The organism is Pseudomonas iridis, from assembly GCF_017980685.1.
Lineage (GTDB): Bacteria > Pseudomonadota > Gammaproteobacteria > Pseudomonadales > Pseudomonadaceae > Aquipseudomonas > Aquipseudomonas iridis.
Genome location: NZ_JACXXO010000009.1, coordinates 67,191 through 88,060, shown reverse-complemented (window position 1 = coordinate 88,060; position 20,870 = coordinate 67,191). Strand labels below are relative to the sequence as shown.

Here is a 20,870-nt window from a genome sequence, read left to right as displayed (position 1 = left end):
TTGATCGCATGCTCTCCAGTGAGGATGTGATGCGCCGCCGCGCGACGCTGCTGCAAAGACTGCATATCGATGGGCCGCTGCTGATCCTGTTGCTGATTCTCGCTGCCGGCAGCCTGTTCGTGCTGTATTCGGCCAGCGGCAAGAGCTGGGATCTGCTGGGCAAACAGGCCACTTCGTTCGGTATCGGTCTGGTGGCGATGATTGTCATCGCCCAGTTCGAACCGCGTTTCATGGCGCGCTGGGTGCCGCTGGGCTACGTGATCGGCGTGCTGCTGCTGTTGGTGGTCGACATCATGGGGCACAACGCCATGGGCGCCACACGCTGGATCAACATTCCCGGTGTGATTCGTTTCCAGCCCTCGGAATTCATGAAAATCCTGATGCCGGCGACCATCGCCTGGTATCTGTCCAAGCGAACATTGCCCCCACAGCTCAAGCATGTTGGCATCAGCCTGATGCTGATTGGCGTGCCGTTTGCGCTGATCGTCCGTCAACCGGACCTCGGCACTTCGCTGCTGATTCTGGCCGGCGGGGCATTCGTGCTGTTCATGGGCGGCTTGCGCTGGCGCTGGATCGTCAGCGTACTGGCAGCGGCCATTCCGGTGTCGGTCGCGATGTGGTTCTTCGTGATGCACGACTACCAGAAGCAGCGCGTACTGACGTTCCTCGACCCGGAAAGCGATCCACTCGGCACTGGCTGGAACATCATTCAGTCCAAAGCTGCGATCGGTTCCGGCGGCGTATTCGGCAAGGGCTGGCTGCTCGGCACCCAGTCGCACCTGGACTTCCTCCCGGAAAGCCACACCGATTTCATCATTGCCGTGCTCGGCGAAGAGTTCGGCCTGGTGGGCATCTGCGCGCTGTTGCTGATTTATTTGCTGTTGATTGGCCGGGGTCTGGTCATCACCGCTCAGGCACAGACGCTGTTCGGTAAATTGCTCGCCGGCGCGCTGACCATGACGTTTTTTGTTTATGTTTTCGTCAACATCGGTATGGTCAGTGGCCTGTTGCCGGTTGTAGGGGTTCCATTGCCGTTCATTAGCTACGGAGGAACTTCGCTGGTGACACTGCTGTCAGCGTTTGGGGTTTTGATGTCGATCCATACCCATCGCAAGTGGATCGCACAGGTTTGAATAAGGTGAAGAGTTCAATGCAAGTAATGCGTGGCTGGGCGACTCGATGCGCGCCATGGGTTGGCCTGGTAGGCCTGCTTGGCAGCGTGCAGGAAGCGCTGGCCGGCGAATATGAAGGCTCACCCCAGGTGGCCGAATTCGTCGGTGAAATGACCCGCGACTACGGTTTCGCCGGTGAGCAACTGATGGGTGTGTTTCGCGAGGCTCAGCGTAAACAGGCGATTCTCGCCGCCATCTCCCGACCTGCCGAGCGGGTCAAACAGTGGAAAGAATACCGCCCGATGTTCATCTCTGACGCGCGTATTGCGCGAGGTGTGGACTTCTGGCGCCAGCACGAGGCCACGCTGGCCCGTGCCGAGCAGGAATACGGCGTGCCGGCACAAGTCATCGTGTCGATCATCGGCGTCGAGACCTTTTTCGGACGTAATACCGGCAGTTACCGGGTGATCGATGCCTTGTCTACGCTCGGTTTCGACTATCCTCCCCGTGCCGAATTTTTCCGCAAGGAGCTGCGCGAGTTTCTGCTGTTGGCGCGCGAAGAGCAGGTCGATCCATTGACGCTCAAGGGTTCATACGCCGGGGCGATGGGCCTGCCGCAGTTCATGCCGAGCAGCTTTCGCGCCTATGCAGTGGATTTCGACGGTGACGGCCACATCAATATCTGGAACAACCCGGAAGATGCGATCGGCAGTGTCGCCAGTTATTTCAAGCGTCACGGCTGGGTCGCCGGCGAACCGGTGGTCAGCCGCGCCGATGTCCGTGGCGAGCAGGCCGATGAAGGCCTGACCACTGGCATCGAGCCGACAAAGACCGTCGCGGAGTTGCGGGCGCTGGGCTGGTCAAGTCATGATGCGCTGCGCGATGATATGCCGGTTACTGCATTTCGCCTTGAAGGCGAGAACGGCCCTGAATATTGGATGGGCCTGAAGAATTTTTACGCGATCACGCGTTATAACCGCAGCGTGATGTACGCCATGGCCGTACATCAACTGTCTGAACAGCTTGTACAAGCACGGGGCGTCAAGTAATGCGGGCATTGCCTAACAATAAACCCCTGAAGCTGGTGGCATTTGCTGCGTTGGCGGTACTGGTCGCCAGTTGTTCGACCAGTCGTACCCCGACTCAGAAGGCACCTACAACCGCTGTGCGCAAACAGCCGGTTCTTGATATCAACCGCGCCCACAAAGATGGCGCGCCGTGGTGGGATGTCGATGTTTCGCGTATCCCCGATGCCACGCCAACCCTGCATACCGGTGCGTACAAGGCCAACCCGTACACTGTGCTGGGCAAGACCTACTTCCCGATACAGGAATCCAAGAGCTACGTCGCTTCGGGCACGGCGTCCTGGTACGGCACCAAGTTTCACGGGCAGAACACCGCCAACGGTGAGGTCTATGACCTGTACGGCATGAGTGCCGCCCACAAGACGTTGCCACTGCCAAGTTACGTTCGGGTGACCAACCTGGACAACAACCGCACAGTGATTCTGCGGGTCAACGACCGCGGGCCGTTCTATTCCGACCGGATCATCGACTTGTCCTACGCGGCGGCAAAAAAACTCGGTTATGCCGAAACGGGCACTGCGCGGGTCAAGGTCGAGGGCATCGACCCGCAGCAATGGTGGGCCGCCAAGGGCCGTCCGGCGCCGTTGATGCTCAATGAGCCGCAGGTTGCGCAGAACAGCGCCCCGGTGATCACGGCCTCGGCCGGCACCGTCGAGCAATGGACTCCACCGCCGCAGCAACACGCCGCGGCCGTTGTGCCAGTGCAGATTGATGCAAAAAAAAACGCTTCTGCAACAGCGTCTGGCCAGTATCTGCAGGTGGGCGCCTTCGCCAACCCGGACGCTGCAGAGCTGCTGAGGTCGAAGCTCAGCGGGATGGTGAGCGCTCCGGTGTTCATCAGCTCGATCGTGCGCAATCAGCAGACTCTGCACCGGGTACGCCTGGGGCCGATCGGCTCGCCGGGTGAAGTCACCCAGGTGCAGAACAGCGTGCGCCTGGCTAACCTTGGTTCGCCAAGTGTGGTCACCGAGTAACACGTAGAACTTGATTGACGGTTCACCTGCGGTATTGGGGGGTGAACCAGGTTGTTGGCTCGTCGAAGAACAAAAGCCCGGCAAGGGTGACTGGAGTGAGCAGCTGAATACGCGATGACTCGTCAGAAAGTCATCTGATTAAATTTTGCATTAGCGATTTCGAGAGACGGATGAACATCACCACCTTTGCCAAACGCCTTTTCCTGCTAGTCCCGTTGCTTCTCTCACCTGCCGCGTTCGCGGTCGAGATGATGCCTTCGCCACCACAACTGGCCGCCAAGTCCTATGTACTCATGGATGCCAGCAGCGGCAACGTGCTGGTTGAAAACAATGGCGACCAGCGTCTGCCACCGGCCAGCCTGACCAAGCTGATGACCGCGTACATCGCGACCCTGGAAATCCGTCGTGGCCAGATCGGTGAAAACGATCCGGTGACCGTCAGCGAAAACGCCTGGCGTACCGGCGGTTCGCGGATGTTCATCAAAGTCGGTTCGCAAGTCACTGTCAGCGACCTGCTGCACGGCATCATCATCCAGTCCGGTAACGACGCCAGCGTGGCACTGTCCGAGCACATCGCCGGTAGCGAAGATGCCTTCGCCGACGTGATGAACAAGACGGCCACCGAACTGGGCCTGACCAACTCCCACTTCATGAACCCGACCGGTCTGCCAAACCCTGACCATTACTCGTCGGCTCATGACATGGCGATCCTGGCTCGCGCGATCATCCACGAAGACCCGGCTCACTACGCGATCTACTCGCAGAAAGAGTTCTTCTGGAATGGCATCAAACAACCTAACCGCAACCTTTTGCTGTGGCGCGACAAGACCGTTGACGGTCTGAAAACCGGTCACACCGAAGAGGCCGGTTATTGCATGGTGTCCTCGGCTGTCCGTGATGGTCAGCGCCTGATCGCCGTGGTGTTCGGCACCAACAGCGATGTGGCTCGCGCCGCTGAAACCCAGAAGCTCTTGACCTACGGCTTCCGCTTCTTCGAAACCCAGACTTTCTATCAGAAGGGCACCGAACTGGCTCAGGCCCCGGTGTGGAAAGGCACCACCAGCCAGGTCAAGGCCGGCCTGGCGCAAGACCTGACCATGACCCTGCCAAAAGGCCAGCTGAAGAAGCTCGCTGCAAGCATGACCATGAACCCGCAACTGACCGCGCCAATCGCCAAGGGCGACGTAATCGGTAAAGTCGAAGTCAAACTGGAAGACAAGGTCGTGCACAGCGCTGACCTGATCGCTCTGGATGGCGTCGAGGAGGGTGGTATCTTCCGCCGCATGTGGGATAGCATCCGTCTATTCTTCTACGGCTTGTTCAACTGATTTGTGTTGACCTGCATGGCCCCGCCCCGATCCGGCGCGGGGCCATGTGCGTTACCACGGCTTGCGCTATAGAGGCCGTTACGCCATGACCGATACCGAAGTAAAGGCGCCAAAGATCGAATTCCCGCAGACTGATTATCCGATTAAGGTGATCAGCGATACGGGTGTTGGCAACAAGGACAAGATCATCGAGATCGTCCTGAAGCACGCCATCATCAATGATGAGCGCATCGACGAGCGTTCGAGCAGCAACGGCAAATACACCACGATCCAGTTGCACATCGTCGCGACCGATCAGGATCAGCTGTACAACATCAACAGCGAACTGCGGGCGACCGGTTTCGTGCACATGGTGCTGTGATGCCGGGCACGCTGGGCTTTCGCGACCTCGGCCAGATGGCTTACGAGCCGGTCTGGCATGCCATGCAACGCTTTACCAACGAACGCGGCAGCGATGCCGCCGACGAAATCTGGCTCGTCGAGCACCCTCCGGTGTTCACGCAGGGTCAGGCCGGCAAGGCCGAACACTTGCTTGTGCCGGGTGAAATTCCGGTGGTGCAGGTCGATCGCGGCGGGCAGGTGACTTACCATGGTCCCGGCCAATTGGTGGCTTATCTGTTGCTGGATGTACGCAAGCTGGGTTTTGGCGTGCGTGATCTGGTAAGTCGCATGGAGCTGTGTCTGATCGAACTTCTGGCCAGTTACGGTGTGACCGCAACGGCCAAGCCAGACGCTCCCGGCGTGTATGTAGATGGAGCGAAAATCGCTTCTCTGGGTTTGCGCATTCGCCATGGTTGTTCCTTTCATGGACTGGCCCTGAACGTGGATATGAACCTGGAACCGTTTCGACGGATTAATCCCTGCGGCTACGCCGGGCTGGCGATGACCCAGCTGAGCGATCACGCAGGATCGATTGAATTTGCCGAGGTAAGTGCCCGGCTGCGCGCGCAGCTCGTCAAACACCTCGACTATGCTGAGCAGACGACCCTGACGGGCGGAATCGACTGATATGACTACTGATGCAGTGCAAACCATGATCCCGACGCTCGACGTGACCGAGCGCCCGGCCCCGCGTCCCAAGGTTGAAGCCGGCGTCAAGCTGCGCGGTGCCGAGAAGGTTGCACGCATCCCGGTAAAGATCATTCCGACCACCGAGCTGCCGAAGAAACCTGACTGGATTCGTGTGCGCATCCCGGTTTCGCCGGAAGTCGACCGCATCAAGAGCCTGCTGCGCAAACACAAGCTGCACAGCGTTTGCGAAGAAGCGTCCTGCCCGAACCTGGGCGAGTGCTTCTCCGGCGGCACCGCGACCTTCATGATCATGGGCGACATTTGCACCCGTCGTTGCCCGTTCTGCGACGTGGGCCACGGTCGTCCGAAGCCACTGGACGTCAACGAGCCGCAAAGCCTGGCCATCGCCATCGCCGACCTCAAGCTCAAGTACGTGGTGATCACCTCGGTTGACCGCGACGACCTGCGTGACGGTGGTGCCCAGCACTTTGCCGACTGCATCCGCGAAATCCGCAAGTTGTCGCCGAACGTGCAGCTGGAGACCCTGGTTCCGGACTACCGTGGCCGCATGGACGTCGCCCTGGAAATCACCGCCGCCGAGCCGCCGGATGTCTTCAACCACAACCTGGAAACCGTGCCGCGTCTTTACAAGGCTGCGCGTCCGGGTTCGGATTACCAGTGGTCGCTGACCCTGCTGCAACGTTTCAAGCAGATGATGCCGCACATTCCGACCAAATCCGGCCTGATGCTGGGTCTGGGCGAGACTGACGAAGAAGTCATCGAAGTCATGAAGCGCATGCGCGAACACGACATCGACATGCTGACACTCGGTCAGTACCTGCAACCGTCGCGCAGCCACTTGCCGGTGCAGCGTTTCGTGCACCCGGACACCTTCGCCTGGTTCGCCGAGGAAGGTTACAAGATGGGCTTCAAGAACGTTGCGTCCGGGCCGTTGGTGCGTTCCTCGTACCATGCCGATGAGCAGGCGAAGCTGGTCAAGGCTGAGCTGATGGGTTCTTGATTCAGCGCTGATGTAAAAAATGCCCGCCGAGGCTTTAACGCCCGGCGGGCATTTTTTTGCCTGTCTTACATTCAATGCTGATTTTTCCTGCAACCTGCGGCGTGGCCGAGCCTCTTCTGTTTACCGCCGTTCCTGACTACTGTGTGTGCATGACTCACAGGGAGATCCAAGGATGACCGTTCGACCAACCCACACACTTTGCCCGCACAAAGCCGTGCCCGCGTTGCCCTCAGAAGGGCTGATCGGCGTCATTGCACCAGCGGGCCCGGGTGTATTGGACACCGATAAGGCGGTGCAATGGATGCGCGCGCGGGGTTATGGGCTTCAGGTGTTCCCCGGCGTTTATGAAAAGGATGGCTATCTGGCCGGCAGCGACGACGCGCGCTTGCGCGATTTTCATGCGGCGTTCGCTGATCCCGAAGTCGATGCAATTATTTGCCTGCGTGGCGGCTACGGCACGCCACGGCTGCTTGACCGGATCGATTACGACCTGCTGAGCCGCCATGCCAAGCCATTCATTGGCTACAGCGATATCACCGCGCTGCACCTGGCAATCAGTCGTTACGCGGGCTTCGTGACCTTTCACGGGCCGTTGCTCAACGCCGATTTGTTGGGCGACAAGGAGCCGCCGACGGTCACTTCGTTCTTCGCCATGCTGCGCGGGCAAATGAAGGCGGGGAGTGTGCTAAGCCATCCGGTGGCGTATCCGTTGACTACGGTCGAACCCGGCATCGCGCACGGGCGCTTGCTCGGCGGTAATCTGGCGATGATCGCCGCCACCTTGGGCACGCCTTACGAGATTGATGTCGAAGGGGTGATTCTGCTGATTGAAGACATCAACGAGCCGTTGTATCGCATCGACCGGTTGCTGACGCAGATGCGTCTGTCCGGCAAGTTGGCCAGATTGCGGGGCTTGCTGGTCGGAGACGTGGCGGGGGTGGATGTCGCGGCATTGAACCGCCTGCTTAAACAGACTTTCGAGCCGTTGCGGATTCCGGTGTTATCGGGGTGGCGTAGCGGGCATTGCGATCCGAACCTGACGCTGCCGATGGGCGCGCTGGTGCGGCTGGATGCGGGGAAGCAGGAGTTGATGCTGGAGCAGGATGTGGTCACCCGCCGATAATTGCGGGTGATGCAAAAAGATCGCAGCCTGCGGCAGCTCCTACACGCGATTAACGTAAATCCTGTAGGAGCTGCCGCAGGCTGCGATCTTTTGATTTTGCTTTATTGGTTACGCAGGCTTTCCAGCAGCTTATGCGTCGGATACCCATCCGCCGGCCAGCCTAAAGACTGCTGTGCACTGCGAATCGCCTTGCGCGTATTGGCCCCGATGATCCCGTCTGCCGTGCCGGCATCGTAGTTGCGTGCACTCAGCAAGGTCTGTAACTCGACGCGCTCTGTACGGCTCAGCGGCAGATCATCTTTGGGCCAGGTGCCGTTGATCAAGCCACCGCCGCCAAAGCGCTCGGACAGCAGGCTCACCGCCAATGCGTACGACGAAGAATTGTTGTACTTGAGGATCGCCCGGAAGTTGTCGAGGATCAGAAACGCCGGGCCACGATATCCGGCCGGCAGCAACAGGGCGGCGGACAGTTGCTCGGTTCCCGCGGGCATCTGGGCATCATTGGGCAAACTCACGCCCAACTGACGCCATTCGGCGACGCTCTTGCGGATGGCGCCATCCGCCAGTGTGTAATCGAAGCTGCCTGGCAATTGCACTTCAAAGCCCCACGGTTGGCCACGCTGCCAGCCGGAGCTTTGCAGATAGTGCGCGGTCGAGGCCAGCGCGTCGGCTGGACTGCCCCAGATGTCGCGGCGCCCGTCACCGTCGAAATCAACGGCATGGGTGTTGTAGGTGGTCGGGATGAACTGCGTCTGGCCCATGGCGCCAGCCCAGGAACCGAGCATCTTCTCAGGCGTGATGTCGCCCTGTTGCAGAATCTGCAGGGCGGCAATCAGTTGGGCGTGGGCAAACCCCGGGCGACGACCTTCGTAGGCAAGCGTGGCCAGCGAGTTGATCACCGACTTGCTGCCCTGATACTGCCCGAAGTTGCTTTCCATGCCCCACACCGACACCAACGCCTGACGATCAACGCCATAACGCTGCTCGATGCTTTGCAGGATATCGGCGTACTGAATGATTAGCGCCTGGCCCTTGCGCACGCGCAGCGGCGACAGTGCGCCGTCGAGGTATTCCCACACCGGACGAGAGAACTCAGGCTGACTGCGGTCGGCGCGAATCACGCTGTCGTCGAAACTGATATTGGCAAATGCACGATCGAACAGCTCGGCGCGAATCCCGGCTGCCAAGGCATCCTTGCGGAAACCTGCCTGCCATTCGGCAAAGGTTTGGGTCGGCTGAAGATCAAGTGGGTCGGCGGACGGCACTACCGGCGGAATAATCGCTGGGGCCGTGGCGACAGGGGCGGCTTTGAGAGGTTGCGCATCCGCGGCGGTAGGTTTCTCCGCACAGGCGACAAGCAGTATGAAGCTGGAGGCAGCGATCAATTGGCGAACAGGCCAACGACGGGAAAGACTAAAGGGCATGCACAGTTCCAGAGGATACGAATCAGGTGCAGACATTAACATGACCGGGGGGTGCTGCGCTTTAAGCTGCCAGAAAGTAAGAAGCCTCCCAGCTATTAGACTGGAAGGCTTCGCGGCGGTAGCTGCCTTTACCCTTGGCTGGTTGTTCCTGGCGGCTGCGGAACAGGGGTTGGGCGATGATGGATTTGGCCTTGTTCGGGCCATGTTTCGATGGCTTTTTGCTCATGAGGGTTCTCTTGAGTGAGTGGGTTTGCGGGGGAAATAATCTGCCGATGTTGAGCGTCTGTCTATAGGGCAAATGCAGGTCGTTTTGTAGGAAAACAAGATCAAAAGATCGCAGCCTTCGGCAGCTCCTACAAGGATTGGTGTAGGAGCTGCCGAAGGCTGCGATCTCTTGATCTTATTCGGCAGGCAACGACAAACGTTGACCGGCCATCAACAACGCCAAGCGGCTCAGACTCATCCACGGCGACCCGGCCGCCTGGCCCTTGATCTGTGCATCAATACGCTGAGCTTCGAGCAACAACTGCGCCCAGCGTTGCGCCGAGTAACGTTGCAGGGCTTTGCTCATCAAGGGCTTGCGCTTGTCCCAGACCGGCGGTTTCGCCGAGCTGAAGCACTTGTCCAGCGGTGTGCCCTGGCTGTACTGCAGCGAGATATTGGCCAGCAGGCGCAATTCCCTCGCTAGTGCCCAGAGGATCACTGGAGGTTCGACACCCTCACCACGCAACCCTTCGAGCATGCGCAGGGCGTGGGCCGGTTCACCGTTAAGGACCGCGTCGGTCAAGCCAAACACGTCGAATCGTGCACTGTCCGCCACAGCGGCCTGTACGGTTTCGACAGTAATCTGCCCACCTTCGGCCATCAGCTTGAGCTTCTCGATTTCCTGCGCGGCGGCGAGCAGGTTGCCCTCCACACGTGCAGCAATCAGCTCGACCGCGTCCTGGCTGGCCGACAACCCTGCCTGCGACAGGCGCTGACGAATCCAGCCCGGTAGCTGATTGGCATCCACTGGCCAGATCTGGATGAACTGGGTCTGCTGACCTTCAACCAGCGCCTTGCCCCACTTGGTCTTCTGCGCGCTGCCATCAAGTTTGGGCAGACTGATCAGCAGCACCGTGTCTTCGGCGGGACGCGAGCAGTACTCGATGAACGCGGCAGCCCCCTTGTCACCGGGTTTGCCCGATGGCAAACGCAGTTCCAGCAGACGCTTTTCAGCAAACAACGACATGCTGGCACCGGCCTGCAACAACGTGCCCCAATCGAAATTGGCGTCGGCGGCGAATACCTGGCGTTCGTCGAAACCTTGCTGGCGGGCAGCACTGCGAATGGCGTCGGCGGCTTCCTGACACAGCAGCGGGTCATCACCGCTGATGATATAGACGGGCGCGAGGGCGCCTTGCAGGTGTTTACCGAGTTGCGCGGGAGCGAGCTTCATAAGAGAGGTCGAACGGGGCGCCTGAGCGCCCCGAACTTCTTACTGCTGCGGGATTTCGAGCGGCGACTGACGCGGGGTTTCCGCCTCAATCTTTTGCGCCGCTTCCAGCGCATCGGCTTCTGCCCTGGCGCGGTCATTGGCGGCCTGCTGCAGTTGCTGCAGTTGACCCGGGGTCAGCTGTTGCAGACGCAGCATCATGCGCTGAACCAGATCGCGACGGATATCGCGACGGGCGTCACTGGCTTCCTGATCGGAACCGACGAGGTTGTTGCCGTCGTGGATGAACACTTTCTGCACTTCAAGCTTGTCGCTGAGCAGAGACAGGTTTTGTTCACCGCGGATGTCGTAGCTCAGGACCGTGCTGAGCTGATACTCGCCCGTGCGACCGGCACCTGCATAGCTGAGGATACGCTGGCTTTCCTGTTCGTCAGCCAGGTACAGCTTGTAAGGCGCGCCGCTGTGAACCTTGACGCCGCTGGACTCCAGTACCTGACGCATTTGAGTGACGGTCTCGCCGTAGGCGTTACGGGCGCTCAGGTCGAGTTCCTTGATCGCCAGTTCGTTGCTGCCAGTGCCACGCAGCTGGAAACCGCAGGCGCTCAGCAGAACAGCGAGGCCCATCACCAGCAGATTGCGTTTGATCATTGTGTTGCTCCCCTTGAAACCATGTGGGCCGACCTGGCGGCCCGAAAGGTTTTACAGTGCGTCAGGCAAACCTGACGCCCAATCCAATTTAGCTGGCGACGATGTTGACCAGTTTTCCTGGCACAACGATCACTTTGCGAATGGTCAGACCGTCGACGAAACGCAGCACGTTTTCGTTGACGCGAGCGGCGGCTTCAACCTCTTCGCGCGTCGCGCTCGCCGGCATTTCGATCTGGCCACGCAACTTGCCGTTGACCTGGATAACCAGGGTCAGGCTGTCCTGCACCAGTGCGCTTTCGTCCACTGCAGGCCAGCCTGCGTCGATCACGGCGTCTGCGTGCCCCAGTTGATTCCACAGCTCATGGCTGATGTGTGGCGTGATCGGAGCCAGCAGCAAAGTGACGGCTTCCAGACCTTCGTGCACCAGCGCGCGATCCTGCTCGGTGACTTGCGCGGCTTTTTCCAGCACGTTCATCAGCGTCATGACCTGAGCGATGGCGGTGTTGAATTTGTGGTTCTGGCCGACGTCGTGGCTGGCCTGCTTGATGGCCAGGTGGATCGAGCGGCGAACGGCTTTTTGCTCGTCGTTCAGGCTGGCAACGTCGAGTTTGCCCGGCAGGCCCTGGGTAACGTGGGCTTGCGCCAGACGCCAGACGCGCTTGAGGAAGCGATGCGAGCCTTCCACGCCCGAGTCGGACCATTCGGCGCTCATGTCAGGTGGCGAGGCGAACATCATGAACAGGCGGCAGGTGTCGGCGCCGAACTGATCAATCATCGACTGTGGGTCGACGCCGTTGTTCTTCGACTTGGCCATTTTCTCGGTACCGCCGATTTCCACCGGCAGGCCGTCGGCGATCAGCTTGGCGCTGATGACCTTGGCTTTGCTGTCGCGCTCCAGTTCTACGTCCGCCGGGTTGAACCAGGTGTAGGCACCGTTGGCTTCGCGACGGTAGTAAGTTTCGGCGATTACCATGCCTTGGGTCAGCAGGTTCTTGAATGGCTCGTTGGAGCTCACCAGGCCTTCGTCACGCATCAGCTTGTGGAAGAAACGTGCGTACAGCAGGTGCAGAATCGCGTGTTCGATACCGCCGATGTATTGATCCACCGGCAGCCAGTGGTCGGCCGCGGATTTCTCGACCAGGCCACCTTCAAAGTGCGGCGAGGCATACCGGGCGTAGTACCACGACGACTCGACGAAGGTGTCCATGGTGTCGGTTTCACGCTTGGCAGGCTGGCCACATTTCGGGCAGCTGCACTCGTAAAACTCAGGCATGCGTGCCAGCGGCGAACCGGCGCCATCCGGCACCACGTCTTCCGGCAACACGACGGGCAGTTGATCTTCCGGTACCGGCACGTCACCGCAAGCGTCGCAGTGGATGATCGGGATAGGGCAGCCCCAGTAGCGCTGGCGGCTGATGCCCCAGTCGCGCAGGCGGAACTGGGTGCGCGAGGCGCCCAGTTCTTTTTTGATCAGCGCCACTTCGATCGCGTCGAACGCGCCGGCGAAATCCAGACCATCGAACTCGCCGGAGTTGATCAGCGTGCCGTGCTCGCCGTAGGCGTCTTGCCACGGGGCCGGGTTGGTCTCGCCGGAGCTGGTGCGCACTACCGATTTGATCGGCAGGTCGTACTTGTGGGCGAATTCGAAATCACGCTCGTCGTGCGCTGGCACAGCCATGACCGCGCCGTCGCCGTAGTGCATCAGCACATAGTTGGCGACCCAGACCGGGAGTTTGTCACCGGTCAGCGGGTGCTCGACGAACAGGCCGGTCGGCAGGCCTTTTTTCTCTTGAGTGGCGACGTCGGCTTCAGCCACGCTGCCGCCCTTGCATTCAGCGATGAACGCTTGCAGCTCAGGGTTGTTCTGCGCGGCCTGGGTGGCCAGCGGGTGTTCGGCAGCGACGGCAACGTAGGTCGCGCCCATCAGGGTGTCCGGACGGGTGGTGAAGACTTTCAGGGTGCCGGCTGTGCCGATCGAGTCGACGTTGTACGGGAACTGCACTTCCATGCCGCGGGATTTGCCGATCCAGTTGCGCTGCATGGTCTTGACCTGTTCAGGCCAGCCAGTCAGCTCGTCGAGGCTCTCCAGCAGCTCATCCGCATAAGCGGTGATCTTGAAGTAGTACATCGGGATTTCGCGCTTTTCGATCAGCGCGCCGGAACGCCAGCCGCGACCGTCGATGACTTGTTCGTTGGCCAGAACGGTCTGATCGACCGGGTCCCAGTTCACGGTGCCGCTTTTTTTGTAGATCACGCCTTTTTCGAACAGGCGAGTGAACAGCCATTGTTCCCAGCGGTAGTAATCAGGTTTGCAGGTGGTGACTTCACGCGACCAGTCCACCGCCAGGCCCAGGCTGCGCAGCTGGGTTTTCATGTAGGCGATGTTTTCGTAGGTCCACTTGGCGGGCGCCACGTTGTTTTTCATCGCGGCGTTTTCCGCCGGCATGCCGAAGGCATCCCAACCCATCGGTTGCAGAACGTTCTTGCCTTGCATGCGCTGGTAGCGGGAGATCACGTCGCCGATGGTGTAGTTGCGCACGTGCCCCATGTGTAGCTTGCCGCTGGGGTAAGGGAACATCGACAGGCAGTAGAAAGTCTCCTTGCCTGGCTGTTCGCTGACTTCAAAGGACTTTTGCTCATCCCAGAACGACTGGGCGGCGGCTTCGATTTCACGGGGCTGATATTGTTCGTGCATGGCTACTTTTGTACTGGATAGGGGTGGCCTAATCCTCTTCAACGCGGCATTCGGGCTGGCCCGGACGAGCTGGAAGTGGAATGACAGGAAGCGCCGTAGCATACATGACCGCGCTTGGCCTAGGGAAACCCTGATTGCAGCTGTTTGGCCCGCGGAATGGGTGGCGAGGGCCGTTGGTCGCGGCGTGCAGCCGGTTCGTGCAGCGAAGCTAAGCTCTAACTGGGGAGTGAGTCTTATCTTCAATGAGGTGAGGGATGGTGGAGCAACAGCAAAGAAACGTCACGAAACCTGAGTTGTACGAGCGGTTGATGGACCGTCTGGGCATTGCTCTGGACGCTGCAAAAACCGCAGACCGGCTGCGCGACGAGCGCCCCCTGGAACTGGAATTGCGTGGCTTGAGCCCCGCCGAGTTCAAACTGGTCAAGGCCTATCTGGATCGCAGTGAACGTGAAACGCACGGATGTTTGTCGCAGGCAGTGAAGCAGCTCGATGCAACACATTCGGCCAAGGTCATCTGGCTCAAGGACAAGGCGCCACGCAAAGACACCGTCAAGGTGCGTGCTTTGCGGGCCAAGTAAGCGCATGGCAGGTCAAGAAACGGATCTTTTTCAACAGGATCCCACCCTATCGGTTGTCGCGTTGTATTAACCCACTTAGGCTTCGGGCATCTTTGGAGATGCCCGATGCCTTTACGTTATTTCATCAAACAACTTCTATTGCCGCCCGGCATTCTTTTGCTGCTGTTGCTGGCTGCGTGGTGGCTGCGCCGCTCACGGCCGCGACTGGCTGGATTGTGTTTTGCCCTCGGTTTTGGTGGATTCTGGCTGATGAGCCTGCCGGTGGTGGTGCAATGGGGTGCCAAAGCCCTCGAGCGAGAGCCGCCACTGGCCCGCGAAGAGTGGGCGACATTGGCGCAGCGTGCCGATGCGATTGTGGTGCTGGGGTCTGGCCGTGAGCGGGGTGATCTGGCCTGGGGCGACGATCAACCGACCGGCGTGGGGCTTGAGCGTCAGCGTTATGCGGCGCGATTGGCGAAAGCCTCGGGACTGCCGATTTTGACCAGTGGCGGCTTGCACTACGGTACGCCTCCGACCGAGGCGAAATTGATGGCCGATTCATTGCTGGACGATTTCGGCGTGACCGTGCGTTGGCAGGAAGGGCAGAGCCGCACCACCTGGGAAAACGCCAGATTCAGCGCCGATATGCTGTTGCCGCAGGGAATCAAACGCGTGGTCGTGGTAACGCAGGCTTGGCACATGCCGCGATCGGTGTGGAGTTTTCAGGCGGCAGGATTTGAAGTGGTGCCCGCGCCAGTGGGCTTCCTGAGTACGGACAACGCTCGGCCGTTTGGTGGCTGGCTGCCTGAGTTCAAATCGATCTGGCAGAGCGGACAGTTGCTGAATGAAGCGGTGGGGCAGGTGGGGTATTCGCTGTTTTACCGCTGAGAATCAAAAGATCGCAGCCTGCGGCACCTCCTACAGGGGGAATACAAATCCCATGTAGGAGCTGCCGCAGGCTGCGATCTTTTTGCTTAGAGGGTTTTGGACATCCGGCTAGCCATCAGCGCCCAACCGAACAGCCCCAGACACAGGACGATCAGCGGCCATGAACGCCATTGCAGGTACGGCGTCAGGTTGTGCATTGGCACCACTTCGCCATACAAAATGCCCTGTTCGAACTGCGGAATCTGCTCGGTGATCTGCCCAAACGGGTTGATCAGGCCGGTCACGCCATTGTTGGTGGCGCGGATCATCCAGCGTCCGGCTTCCAGCGCGCGCATCTGCGCCATCTGCAAATGTTGCAGCGGGCCGATCGAGGTGCCGAACCACGTGTCGTTGCTGATCGTCAGCAGCAGGTCGCTGCGCGCCGACAGGCTGGCGGCGAACTCCGGATACACCACTTCGTAGCAGATGAACGGCGCGATCTGATAACCCTTGGCCTGCAGCATCGGCTGATCGGCGGGGCCGCGGGCGAAGTCCGACATCGGCAGGTCGAAGAATGCGATCAGTCCGCGCAGCACATCCTGCAACGGCACGTACTCACCGAACGGCACCAGTTTCTGTTTCAGGTAAGTGCCATCGCCTTCGCCCACCACAGTGATGCCATTGTAGAAGCGTCTTTCGTGTTGCACCGTTTCGCGGATCGGTACGCCGGTGATCAGCGCTGATTTACGTTCGGCGGCGAAGTTACCCATCATGCTCAGGTAGCCCTCGGCGGACTCCTTGAGTACCGGCACCGCCGTTTCCGGCCAGATCAGCAGATCCACTGGTTTGGAGCGGAAACTCAGATCGCGGTACAGCGCCAGTTGCGCGTTGAGCTGCGCCGGGTCCCACTTCATGCTTTGTTCGACGTTACCCTGAATGGCAGCAACGGTCAGCGGCTCACCGGAAGGGCTGGTCCAGGCGTGGCCCTTGAGTGCAATCCCCGCCACCCATGGCCCGACCAGCAACAGCAGGCCAACCGCAACAAAAGCCTTGCGACCGGTTCGTAGCAGACGCGGCGCGTTGTAGATCAGCGCAGCCGTCAATGCCAGAACGAACGATACCAGCCACATCCCGCCGACCGGCGCGAGACCGGCCAGTGGACCGTCGAGCTGGCTGTAACCGGAATAAAGCCAAGGGAAGCCAGTAAGGAACCAGCCGCGAAAGGCTTCCTGGCCGACCCACAGCGCGGCGAATGCCAAAGCATCGGCCAGCGGCGCCTCGTTACGGCGCAGCCAGCGCGCCCAGAGCCAGGCGGGCAGGGCAAAGAAAAAGGCAATAGCCGCAGTGAACAGCAGCATCAGGAATCCGGCCAGTAGCACCGAAGCGCCGCCGAAGTGGTGAATGCTGTAATAGATCCAACTGGTACCGGCGCCGAACAGGCCGAAACCGAAGCACCAGCCACGGCCCAGTGCCTGACGGGGGCTTGGCTCACGCAGGCCGGCATAGAACAAACCGACCGCCAGCAAAGCCAGCGGCCAGATATCGAAGGGTGCCAGAGCGAACGTGGTGATTGCACCGGCCGCCACGGCCAGCAGGTTACCGGGCCAGCCGGGGCGGGTTGTCCAGCGCATTTCAGTCCTTAGATTTAACGAGCGATTGGCGTCAGTCGCAGCAAGTGAATCCGACGGCTGTCGGCGTTCAGGATGCGGAAACGATAGGCGCCGATTTCAGTGGTTTCGTTGCGTTTTGGCAAGTGCCCGAACGCGCTCATCACCAGGCCGCCGACGGTGTCGAACTCGTCGTCGGAAAACTCGCTGTCGAAGAACTCGTTGAAGTTCTCGATCGGCGTCAGTGCCTTGATCAGGAAGTCACCGCTGGGCAGCGGCTTGATGTAGCTGTCTTCTTCGACGTCGTGCTCGTCCTCGATATCGCCGACGATCTGTTCCAGCACGTCTTCGATGGTCACCAGACCTGCCACGCCGCCGTATTCATCAATGACGATGGCCATGTGGTTGTGGTTGGCGCGGAACTCACGCAGCAACACATTCAGACGCTTGGACTCCGGCACGAACGTGGCCGGGCGCAGCAGGTCCTTGATGTTGAAGCTGTCGCCGTTTTCCTTGAGGATCAGCGGCAGCAGATCCTTGGCCAGCAGCACGCCCATCACGTCGTCATGGCTTTCACCGATGACCGGATAGCGCGAGTGGGCGGAATCGACCACGGCTGGAAGGAATTCACGCGGTGTCTGGGTCGCCTTGATGCTGACCATCTGCGAACGCGGCACCATGATGTCGCGTACTTGCAGGTCAGCCACCTGAATGGCGCCTTCGACGATGGCCAGCGCTTCGCTGTCCAGCAGTTTGTTCTGATGTGCATCGCGCAGCAGCTCAAGGAGCTCCTGGCGGTTCTTCGGCTCGTGGGCAAAAGCCTGGGTCAGTTTACCCAGCCATGACTTCTGCCCGTTGCTCGATCGATCTTCGCTCATAGCGATTACTCTGAATCCTTTGTTGTAACGATTGGGGATGGTTCGGTTTCGTCGTCCGCGTACGGATCGCGATAGCCCAGTTCAGCAAGCAACTCGCGTTCCAGTGCTTCCATTTCTTCGGCTTCTTCGTCATCTATATGGTCGTAACCAAGCAGATGCAAGCAGCCGTGAATGACCAGATGTGCCCAGTGGGCCTTTAGTTCCTTGCCTTGTTCGGCGGCCTCGCGCTCAACCACGGCCACGCAGATCACCAGATCGCCGAGCAGCGGGATATCGAGAAACTCGTCGGGCACGTCAGCCGGGAACGACAGGACGTTGGTCGCGTAATCCTTCTGGCGCCAGGTGTGATTGAGCTCACGGCCTTCTTCCTCGTCGACCAGACGAATGGTCATTTCCGAGTCTGCGGTGCGCTGGCGCAGGGCCAGTTCGCACCATTGGCGGAACTCGGTTTCACTGGGAGCGGACGCTTCGGTCGCTATTTGCAGGTCAAGCTCAAGCATCGCGGCGAGTGTCCTTCGCAGGTTCATCAGTCACGCGATTTTCGAAGCGCTCGTAGGCTTCGACGATGCGTTGAACCAGCGGATGGCGCACAACGTCTTTGGGCATGAAGTGCGTGAAGCTGATGCCCGGCACGTCTTTGAGCACTTCGATCACGTGGTGCAGGCCCGACTTGGTGCCTTTCGGCAGGTCGACCTGGGTGATGTCACCCGTGATAACCGCGGTAGAGCCGAAACCGATACGCGTCAGGAACATCTTCATCTGTTCGACAGTGGTGTTCTGGCTTTCGTCGAGAATGATGAAGCTGTTGTTAAGCGTGCGACCGCGCATGTAGGCCAGCGGCGCGACTTCGATCACCTGACGTTCGATCAGCTTGGCCACGTATTCGAAGCCGAGCATTTCGTAGAGTGCGTCATAGAGCGGGCGCAGGTACGGGTCGATCTTCTGCGACAGATCGCCAGGCAGGAAGCCGAGCTTTTCACCCGCCTCAACCGCCGGACGCACCAGCAGGATGCGCCGGATCTGCTCGCGCTCCAGTGCATCGACCGCACAGGCCACGGCCAGATAGGTCTTGCCGGTACCGGCCGGGCCTATGCCGAAGTTGATGTCGTTACCGAGTATTTCCTTCACATAGCGCAACTGATTCAAGCCGCGAGGGCGAATCATGCCTTTTTTGGTGCGCAGGGCGACGGAGGCTTCCGCGGGGACGTGGTTGTCCAGCTCGACGACGGCTGATTCCTGCAGAAACAGGTGAACCATATCTGGCGACAACTCCGTACCCTTGGTTTCGCGGTACAGGCGGCGAATCAGATTTTCCGCAGACGTGGTGTGCTTGGAGTCGCCGATCAGCTCGAACTGGTTTCCGCGGTTGCGGATCTCGATGCTCAGGCGCTGTTCGATCAAGCGCAAATGCTCGTCGAATTGCCCGCACAGATTGGCGAAGCGATGAGCCTCAAAGGGCTCGAGAATAAAACGATGTGGTTCTATGGGAGCGTTCAAGGTCGTATTTAGCCGCCCTGGGGCAATTAAGATGAAATCAAGGATAACGCCAGTGGCCTGGGTGCGAAAGCTCTTAAATTGATGAACACAATCTGAGTAACAGTGCAGTCCACTGTGGGAGCTGGCTTGCCAGCGATAGCGGTGCAACAGGCGACATATTTGTCGGGGCTGATGGCCTTATCGCTGGCAAGCCAGCTCCCACAGGATTCCCTGTGCTCCTGATATTTTTTTTACTGGATCAGCGAACCACGCAGCGAGTGCGGTTGCGCCGCATCGATGTGCACATCTGCGAACTGGCCGATCAGGGTTGGATTGTCGCAGCGGAAGTTGACGATACGATTATTCTCGGTGCGCCCTTGCAGTTCGCCGGGGTCTTTCTTCGAGTAATCGGTCACCAGAATTCGCTGGGTCGAGCCGACCATTTGTCGGCTGATCTCGAACCCTTGCTGATTCAGGCGGTGCTGAAGCGCGTTCAGGCGTTCTTTCTTCAGCGCTTCCGGCGTGTCATCGGCCAGGTCGGCAGCCGGTGTGCCCGGGCGCTGGCTGTAAACGAACGAGTAGGAAAAATCGAAACCGACGTCTTCGATCAGCTTCATGGTCTGTTCGAAGTCCTTCTCGGTTTCACCCGGGAAGCCGACGATGAAGTCCGAGCTGATGCAAATCCCCGGCACCGCCGCGCGCAGTTTGCGCAACTTGGATTTGTACTCCAGCGCGGTGTGGTTGCGCTTCATCGCCGCCAGAATCCGGTCGGAGCCCGATTGCACTGGCAAGTGCAGGTGCTTCACGAGTTCCGGTACTTCGGCGTGGGCCTGGATCAGGCTGTCGGAGAACTCCAGCGGATGCGAGGTGGTGTAGCGAATGCGGTCGATGCCATCGACGGCAGCGACCACGCGGATCAATTCCGCCAGGTCGGCCAGACGACCGTCATGGGTTGCGCCGCGATAGCCGTTGACGTTCTGCCCCAGCAAAGTCACTTCACGCACGCCGTTTTCGGCCAGATGAATGATCTCGGCGAGCACGTCGTCGAATGGTCGGCTGACCTCTTCACCGCGGGTATAAGGCACCACGCAGAACGTGCAGTACTTGCTGCAACCTTCCATCACCGACACGTAAGCACTCGGGCCGTCAATGCGCGGCTCGGGCAAGTGGTCGAATTTTTCGATTTCCGGGAACGAGACATCGACTTGCGGCAATTTGGTGATGCGTGCGGCGTCGATCATTTCCGGCAGGCGGTGCAGGGTCTGCGGGCCGAACACCACGTCGACGTAGGGGGCGCGATCACGGATCGCCGCGCCTTCCTGGCTGGCCACGCAACCGCCGACGGCGATCACCATGTCCGGGTTGGCCAGTTTCAATTCGCGCCAGCGGCCCAGTTGCGAGTACACCCGGTCCTGGGCGCGTTCGCGGATCGAGCAGGTGTTGAGCAGAATCACGTCGGCATCTTCGGCGCGAGCCGTGACTTCCAGGGCCTGATGTTCACCCAGCAGATCGACCATGCGCGAGCTGTCGTACTCGTTCATCTGGCAACCGTGGGTTTCGATGTAAAGCTTCTTGGCCATGGATTAGGATCGTCACGTGATTCAAAGAACCGCGCATTATAGGGAACAT

General features: G+C 59.7%; 20 protein-coding genes. 10 read left to right on the top strand and 10 right to left on the bottom strand.

Features of this window, described 5'->3' with window-relative positions; all coding sequences use genetic code 11:
- Window positions 1–29: 29 nt before the first annotated feature.
- From rodA to IEQ42_RS16310, 8 genes are all read left to right on the top strand, one after another.
- A complete protein-coding gene (rodA, locus tag IEQ42_RS16345) occupies window positions 30–1,133 on the top strand; it encodes a rod shape-determining protein RodA (RefSeq protein WP_210704234.1) in 1,104 nt (367 codons plus the stop codon).
- 17 nt (window positions 1,134–1,150) lie between these two features.
- Window positions 1,151–2,161: a lytic murein transglycosylase B gene (gene mltB / locus IEQ42_RS16340; protein ID WP_210704177.1), complete on the top strand. Its 1,011-nt coding sequence runs from the start codon at window positions 1,151–1,153 to the stop codon at window positions 2,159–2,161.
- Window positions 2,161–3,171: a septal ring lytic transglycosylase RlpA family protein gene (locus tag IEQ42_RS16335; protein ID WP_210704176.1), complete on the top strand. Its 1,011-nt coding sequence runs from the start codon at window positions 2,161–2,163 to the stop codon at window positions 3,169–3,171. The genes mltB and IEQ42_RS16335 overlap by 1 nt, the downstream gene beginning before the upstream one ends.
- Before the next feature lie 170 nt (window positions 3,172–3,341).
- Window positions 3,342–4,499 (top strand): D-alanyl-D-alanine carboxypeptidase family protein, encoded by a 1,158-nt coding sequence (locus IEQ42_RS16330; protein ID WP_200613224.1) that lies wholly within the window; start codon window positions 3,342–3,344, stop codon window positions 4,497–4,499.
- 85 nt (window positions 4,500–4,584) lie between these two features.
- Window positions 4,585–4,860, top strand: a complete 276-nt coding sequence (locus tag IEQ42_RS16325) for a DUF493 domain-containing protein (protein ID WP_123448253.1) — start codon at window positions 4,585–4,587, stop codon at window positions 4,858–4,860.
- Window positions 4,860–5,507 carry a lipoyl(octanoyl) transferase LipB gene (gene lipB / locus IEQ42_RS16320; protein WP_042561248.1) on the top strand — a complete coding sequence of 216 codons (648 nt, stop codon included), beginning with the start codon at window positions 4,860–4,862 and terminating at the stop codon, window positions 5,505–5,507. The genes IEQ42_RS16325 and lipB overlap by 1 nt, the downstream gene beginning before the upstream one ends.
- 25 nt (window positions 5,508–5,532) lie before the next feature.
- The gene (lipA, locus tag IEQ42_RS16315; protein WP_162184605.1) at window positions 5,533–6,531 is read left to right on the top strand and encodes a lipoyl synthase; all 999 of its coding nucleotides are present in this window, start codon (window positions 5,533–5,535) and stop codon (window positions 6,529–6,531) included.
- Between the two features lie 172 nt (window positions 6,532–6,703).
- Window positions 6,704–7,654 (top strand): S66 peptidase family protein, encoded by a 951-nt coding sequence (locus IEQ42_RS16310; RefSeq protein ID WP_210704175.1) that lies wholly within the window; start codon window positions 6,704–6,706, stop codon window positions 7,652–7,654.
- Between the two features lie 101 nt (window positions 7,655–7,755).
- Here the strand turns inward: IEQ42_RS16310 and IEQ42_RS16305 are convergent, their stop codons facing one another.
- The 5 genes from IEQ42_RS16305 to leuS form a co-directional block, all read right to left on the bottom strand.
- Entirely contained in the window at window positions 7,756–9,078 is a 1,323-nt protein-coding gene (locus IEQ42_RS16305) for a lytic murein transglycosylase (RefSeq protein ID WP_210704174.1), read from the bottom strand.
- Window positions 9,079–9,139: 61 nt separating this feature from the next.
- Window positions 9,140–9,304 (bottom strand): alternative ribosome rescue factor ArfA, encoded by a 165-nt coding sequence (arfA, locus tag IEQ42_RS16300; RefSeq protein WP_007960579.1) that lies wholly within the window; start codon window positions 9,302–9,304, stop codon window positions 9,140–9,142.
- Between the two features lie 174 nt (window positions 9,305–9,478).
- Window positions 9,479–10,516: a DNA polymerase III subunit delta gene (gene holA / locus IEQ42_RS16295; protein WP_047303594.1), complete on the bottom strand. Its 1,038-nt coding sequence runs from the start codon at window positions 10,514–10,516 to the stop codon at window positions 9,479–9,481.
- A 39-nt stretch (window positions 10,517–10,555) separates the two neighbouring features.
- Window positions 10,556–11,161, bottom strand: a complete 606-nt coding sequence (locus IEQ42_RS16290; RefSeq protein WP_210704173.1) for an LPS-assembly lipoprotein LptE — start codon at window positions 11,159–11,161, stop codon at window positions 10,556–10,558.
- Window positions 11,162–11,249: 88 nt separating this feature from the next.
- The gene (leuS, locus tag IEQ42_RS16285; RefSeq protein ID WP_210704172.1) at window positions 11,250–13,856 is read right to left on the bottom strand and encodes a leucine--tRNA ligase; all 2,607 of its coding nucleotides are present in this window, start codon (window positions 13,854–13,856) and stop codon (window positions 11,250–11,252) included.
- Between the two features lie 254 nt (window positions 13,857–14,110).
- Here leuS and IEQ42_RS16280 point away from each other — a divergent pair, with 254 nt between their 5' ends.
- Together IEQ42_RS16280 and IEQ42_RS16275 are read left to right on the top strand one after the other, a co-directional pair.
- The gene (locus IEQ42_RS16280; protein ID WP_210704171.1) at window positions 14,111–14,434 is read left to right on the top strand and encodes a hypothetical protein; all 324 of its coding nucleotides are present in this window, start codon (window positions 14,111–14,113) and stop codon (window positions 14,432–14,434) included.
- A 105-nt stretch (window positions 14,435–14,539) separates the two neighbouring features.
- On the top strand, window positions 14,540–15,301 hold the full coding sequence (locus IEQ42_RS16275) for a YdcF family protein (protein ID WP_210704170.1): 762 nt from the start codon (window positions 14,540–14,542) through the stop codon (window positions 15,299–15,301).
- An 86-nt stretch (window positions 15,302–15,387) separates the two neighbouring features.
- On the opposite strand, the gene lnt is transcribed toward IEQ42_RS16275, so the two are convergent.
- The 5 genes from lnt to miaB all read right to left on the bottom strand — a co-directional run bounded on the left by lnt (window position 15,388) and on the right by miaB (window position 20,821).
- Window positions 15,388–16,911 carry an apolipoprotein N-acyltransferase gene (gene lnt, locus IEQ42_RS16270; RefSeq protein WP_210704169.1) on the bottom strand — a complete coding sequence of 508 codons (1,524 nt, stop codon included), beginning with the start codon at window positions 16,909–16,911 and terminating at the stop codon, window positions 15,388–15,390.
- A gap of 14 nt (window positions 16,912–16,925) precedes the next feature.
- Window positions 16,926–17,765: an HlyC/CorC family transporter gene (locus IEQ42_RS16265; RefSeq protein WP_024014438.1), complete on the bottom strand. Its 840-nt coding sequence runs from the start codon at window positions 17,763–17,765 to the stop codon at window positions 16,926–16,928.
- Between the two features lie 5 nt (window positions 17,766–17,770).
- Window positions 17,771–18,265: an rRNA maturation RNase YbeY gene (gene ybeY / locus IEQ42_RS16260; protein ID WP_210704168.1), complete on the bottom strand. Its 495-nt coding sequence runs from the start codon at window positions 18,263–18,265 to the stop codon at window positions 17,771–17,773.
- Window positions 18,258–19,262, bottom strand: coding sequence for a PhoH family protein (locus IEQ42_RS16255; protein ID WP_210704167.1), 1,005 nt, complete (start codon window positions 19,260–19,262; stop codon window positions 18,258–18,260). Before IEQ42_RS16255 ends, ybeY begins: the two co-directional genes overlap by 8 nt.
- A gap of 230 nt (window positions 19,263–19,492) precedes the next feature.
- Window positions 19,493–20,821, bottom strand: coding sequence for a tRNA (N6-isopentenyl adenosine(37)-C2)-methylthiotransferase MiaB (miaB, locus tag IEQ42_RS16250; RefSeq protein WP_047303584.1), 1,329 nt, complete (start codon window positions 20,819–20,821; stop codon window positions 19,493–19,495).
- Between the last annotated feature and the right edge of the window lie 49 nt (window positions 20,822–20,870).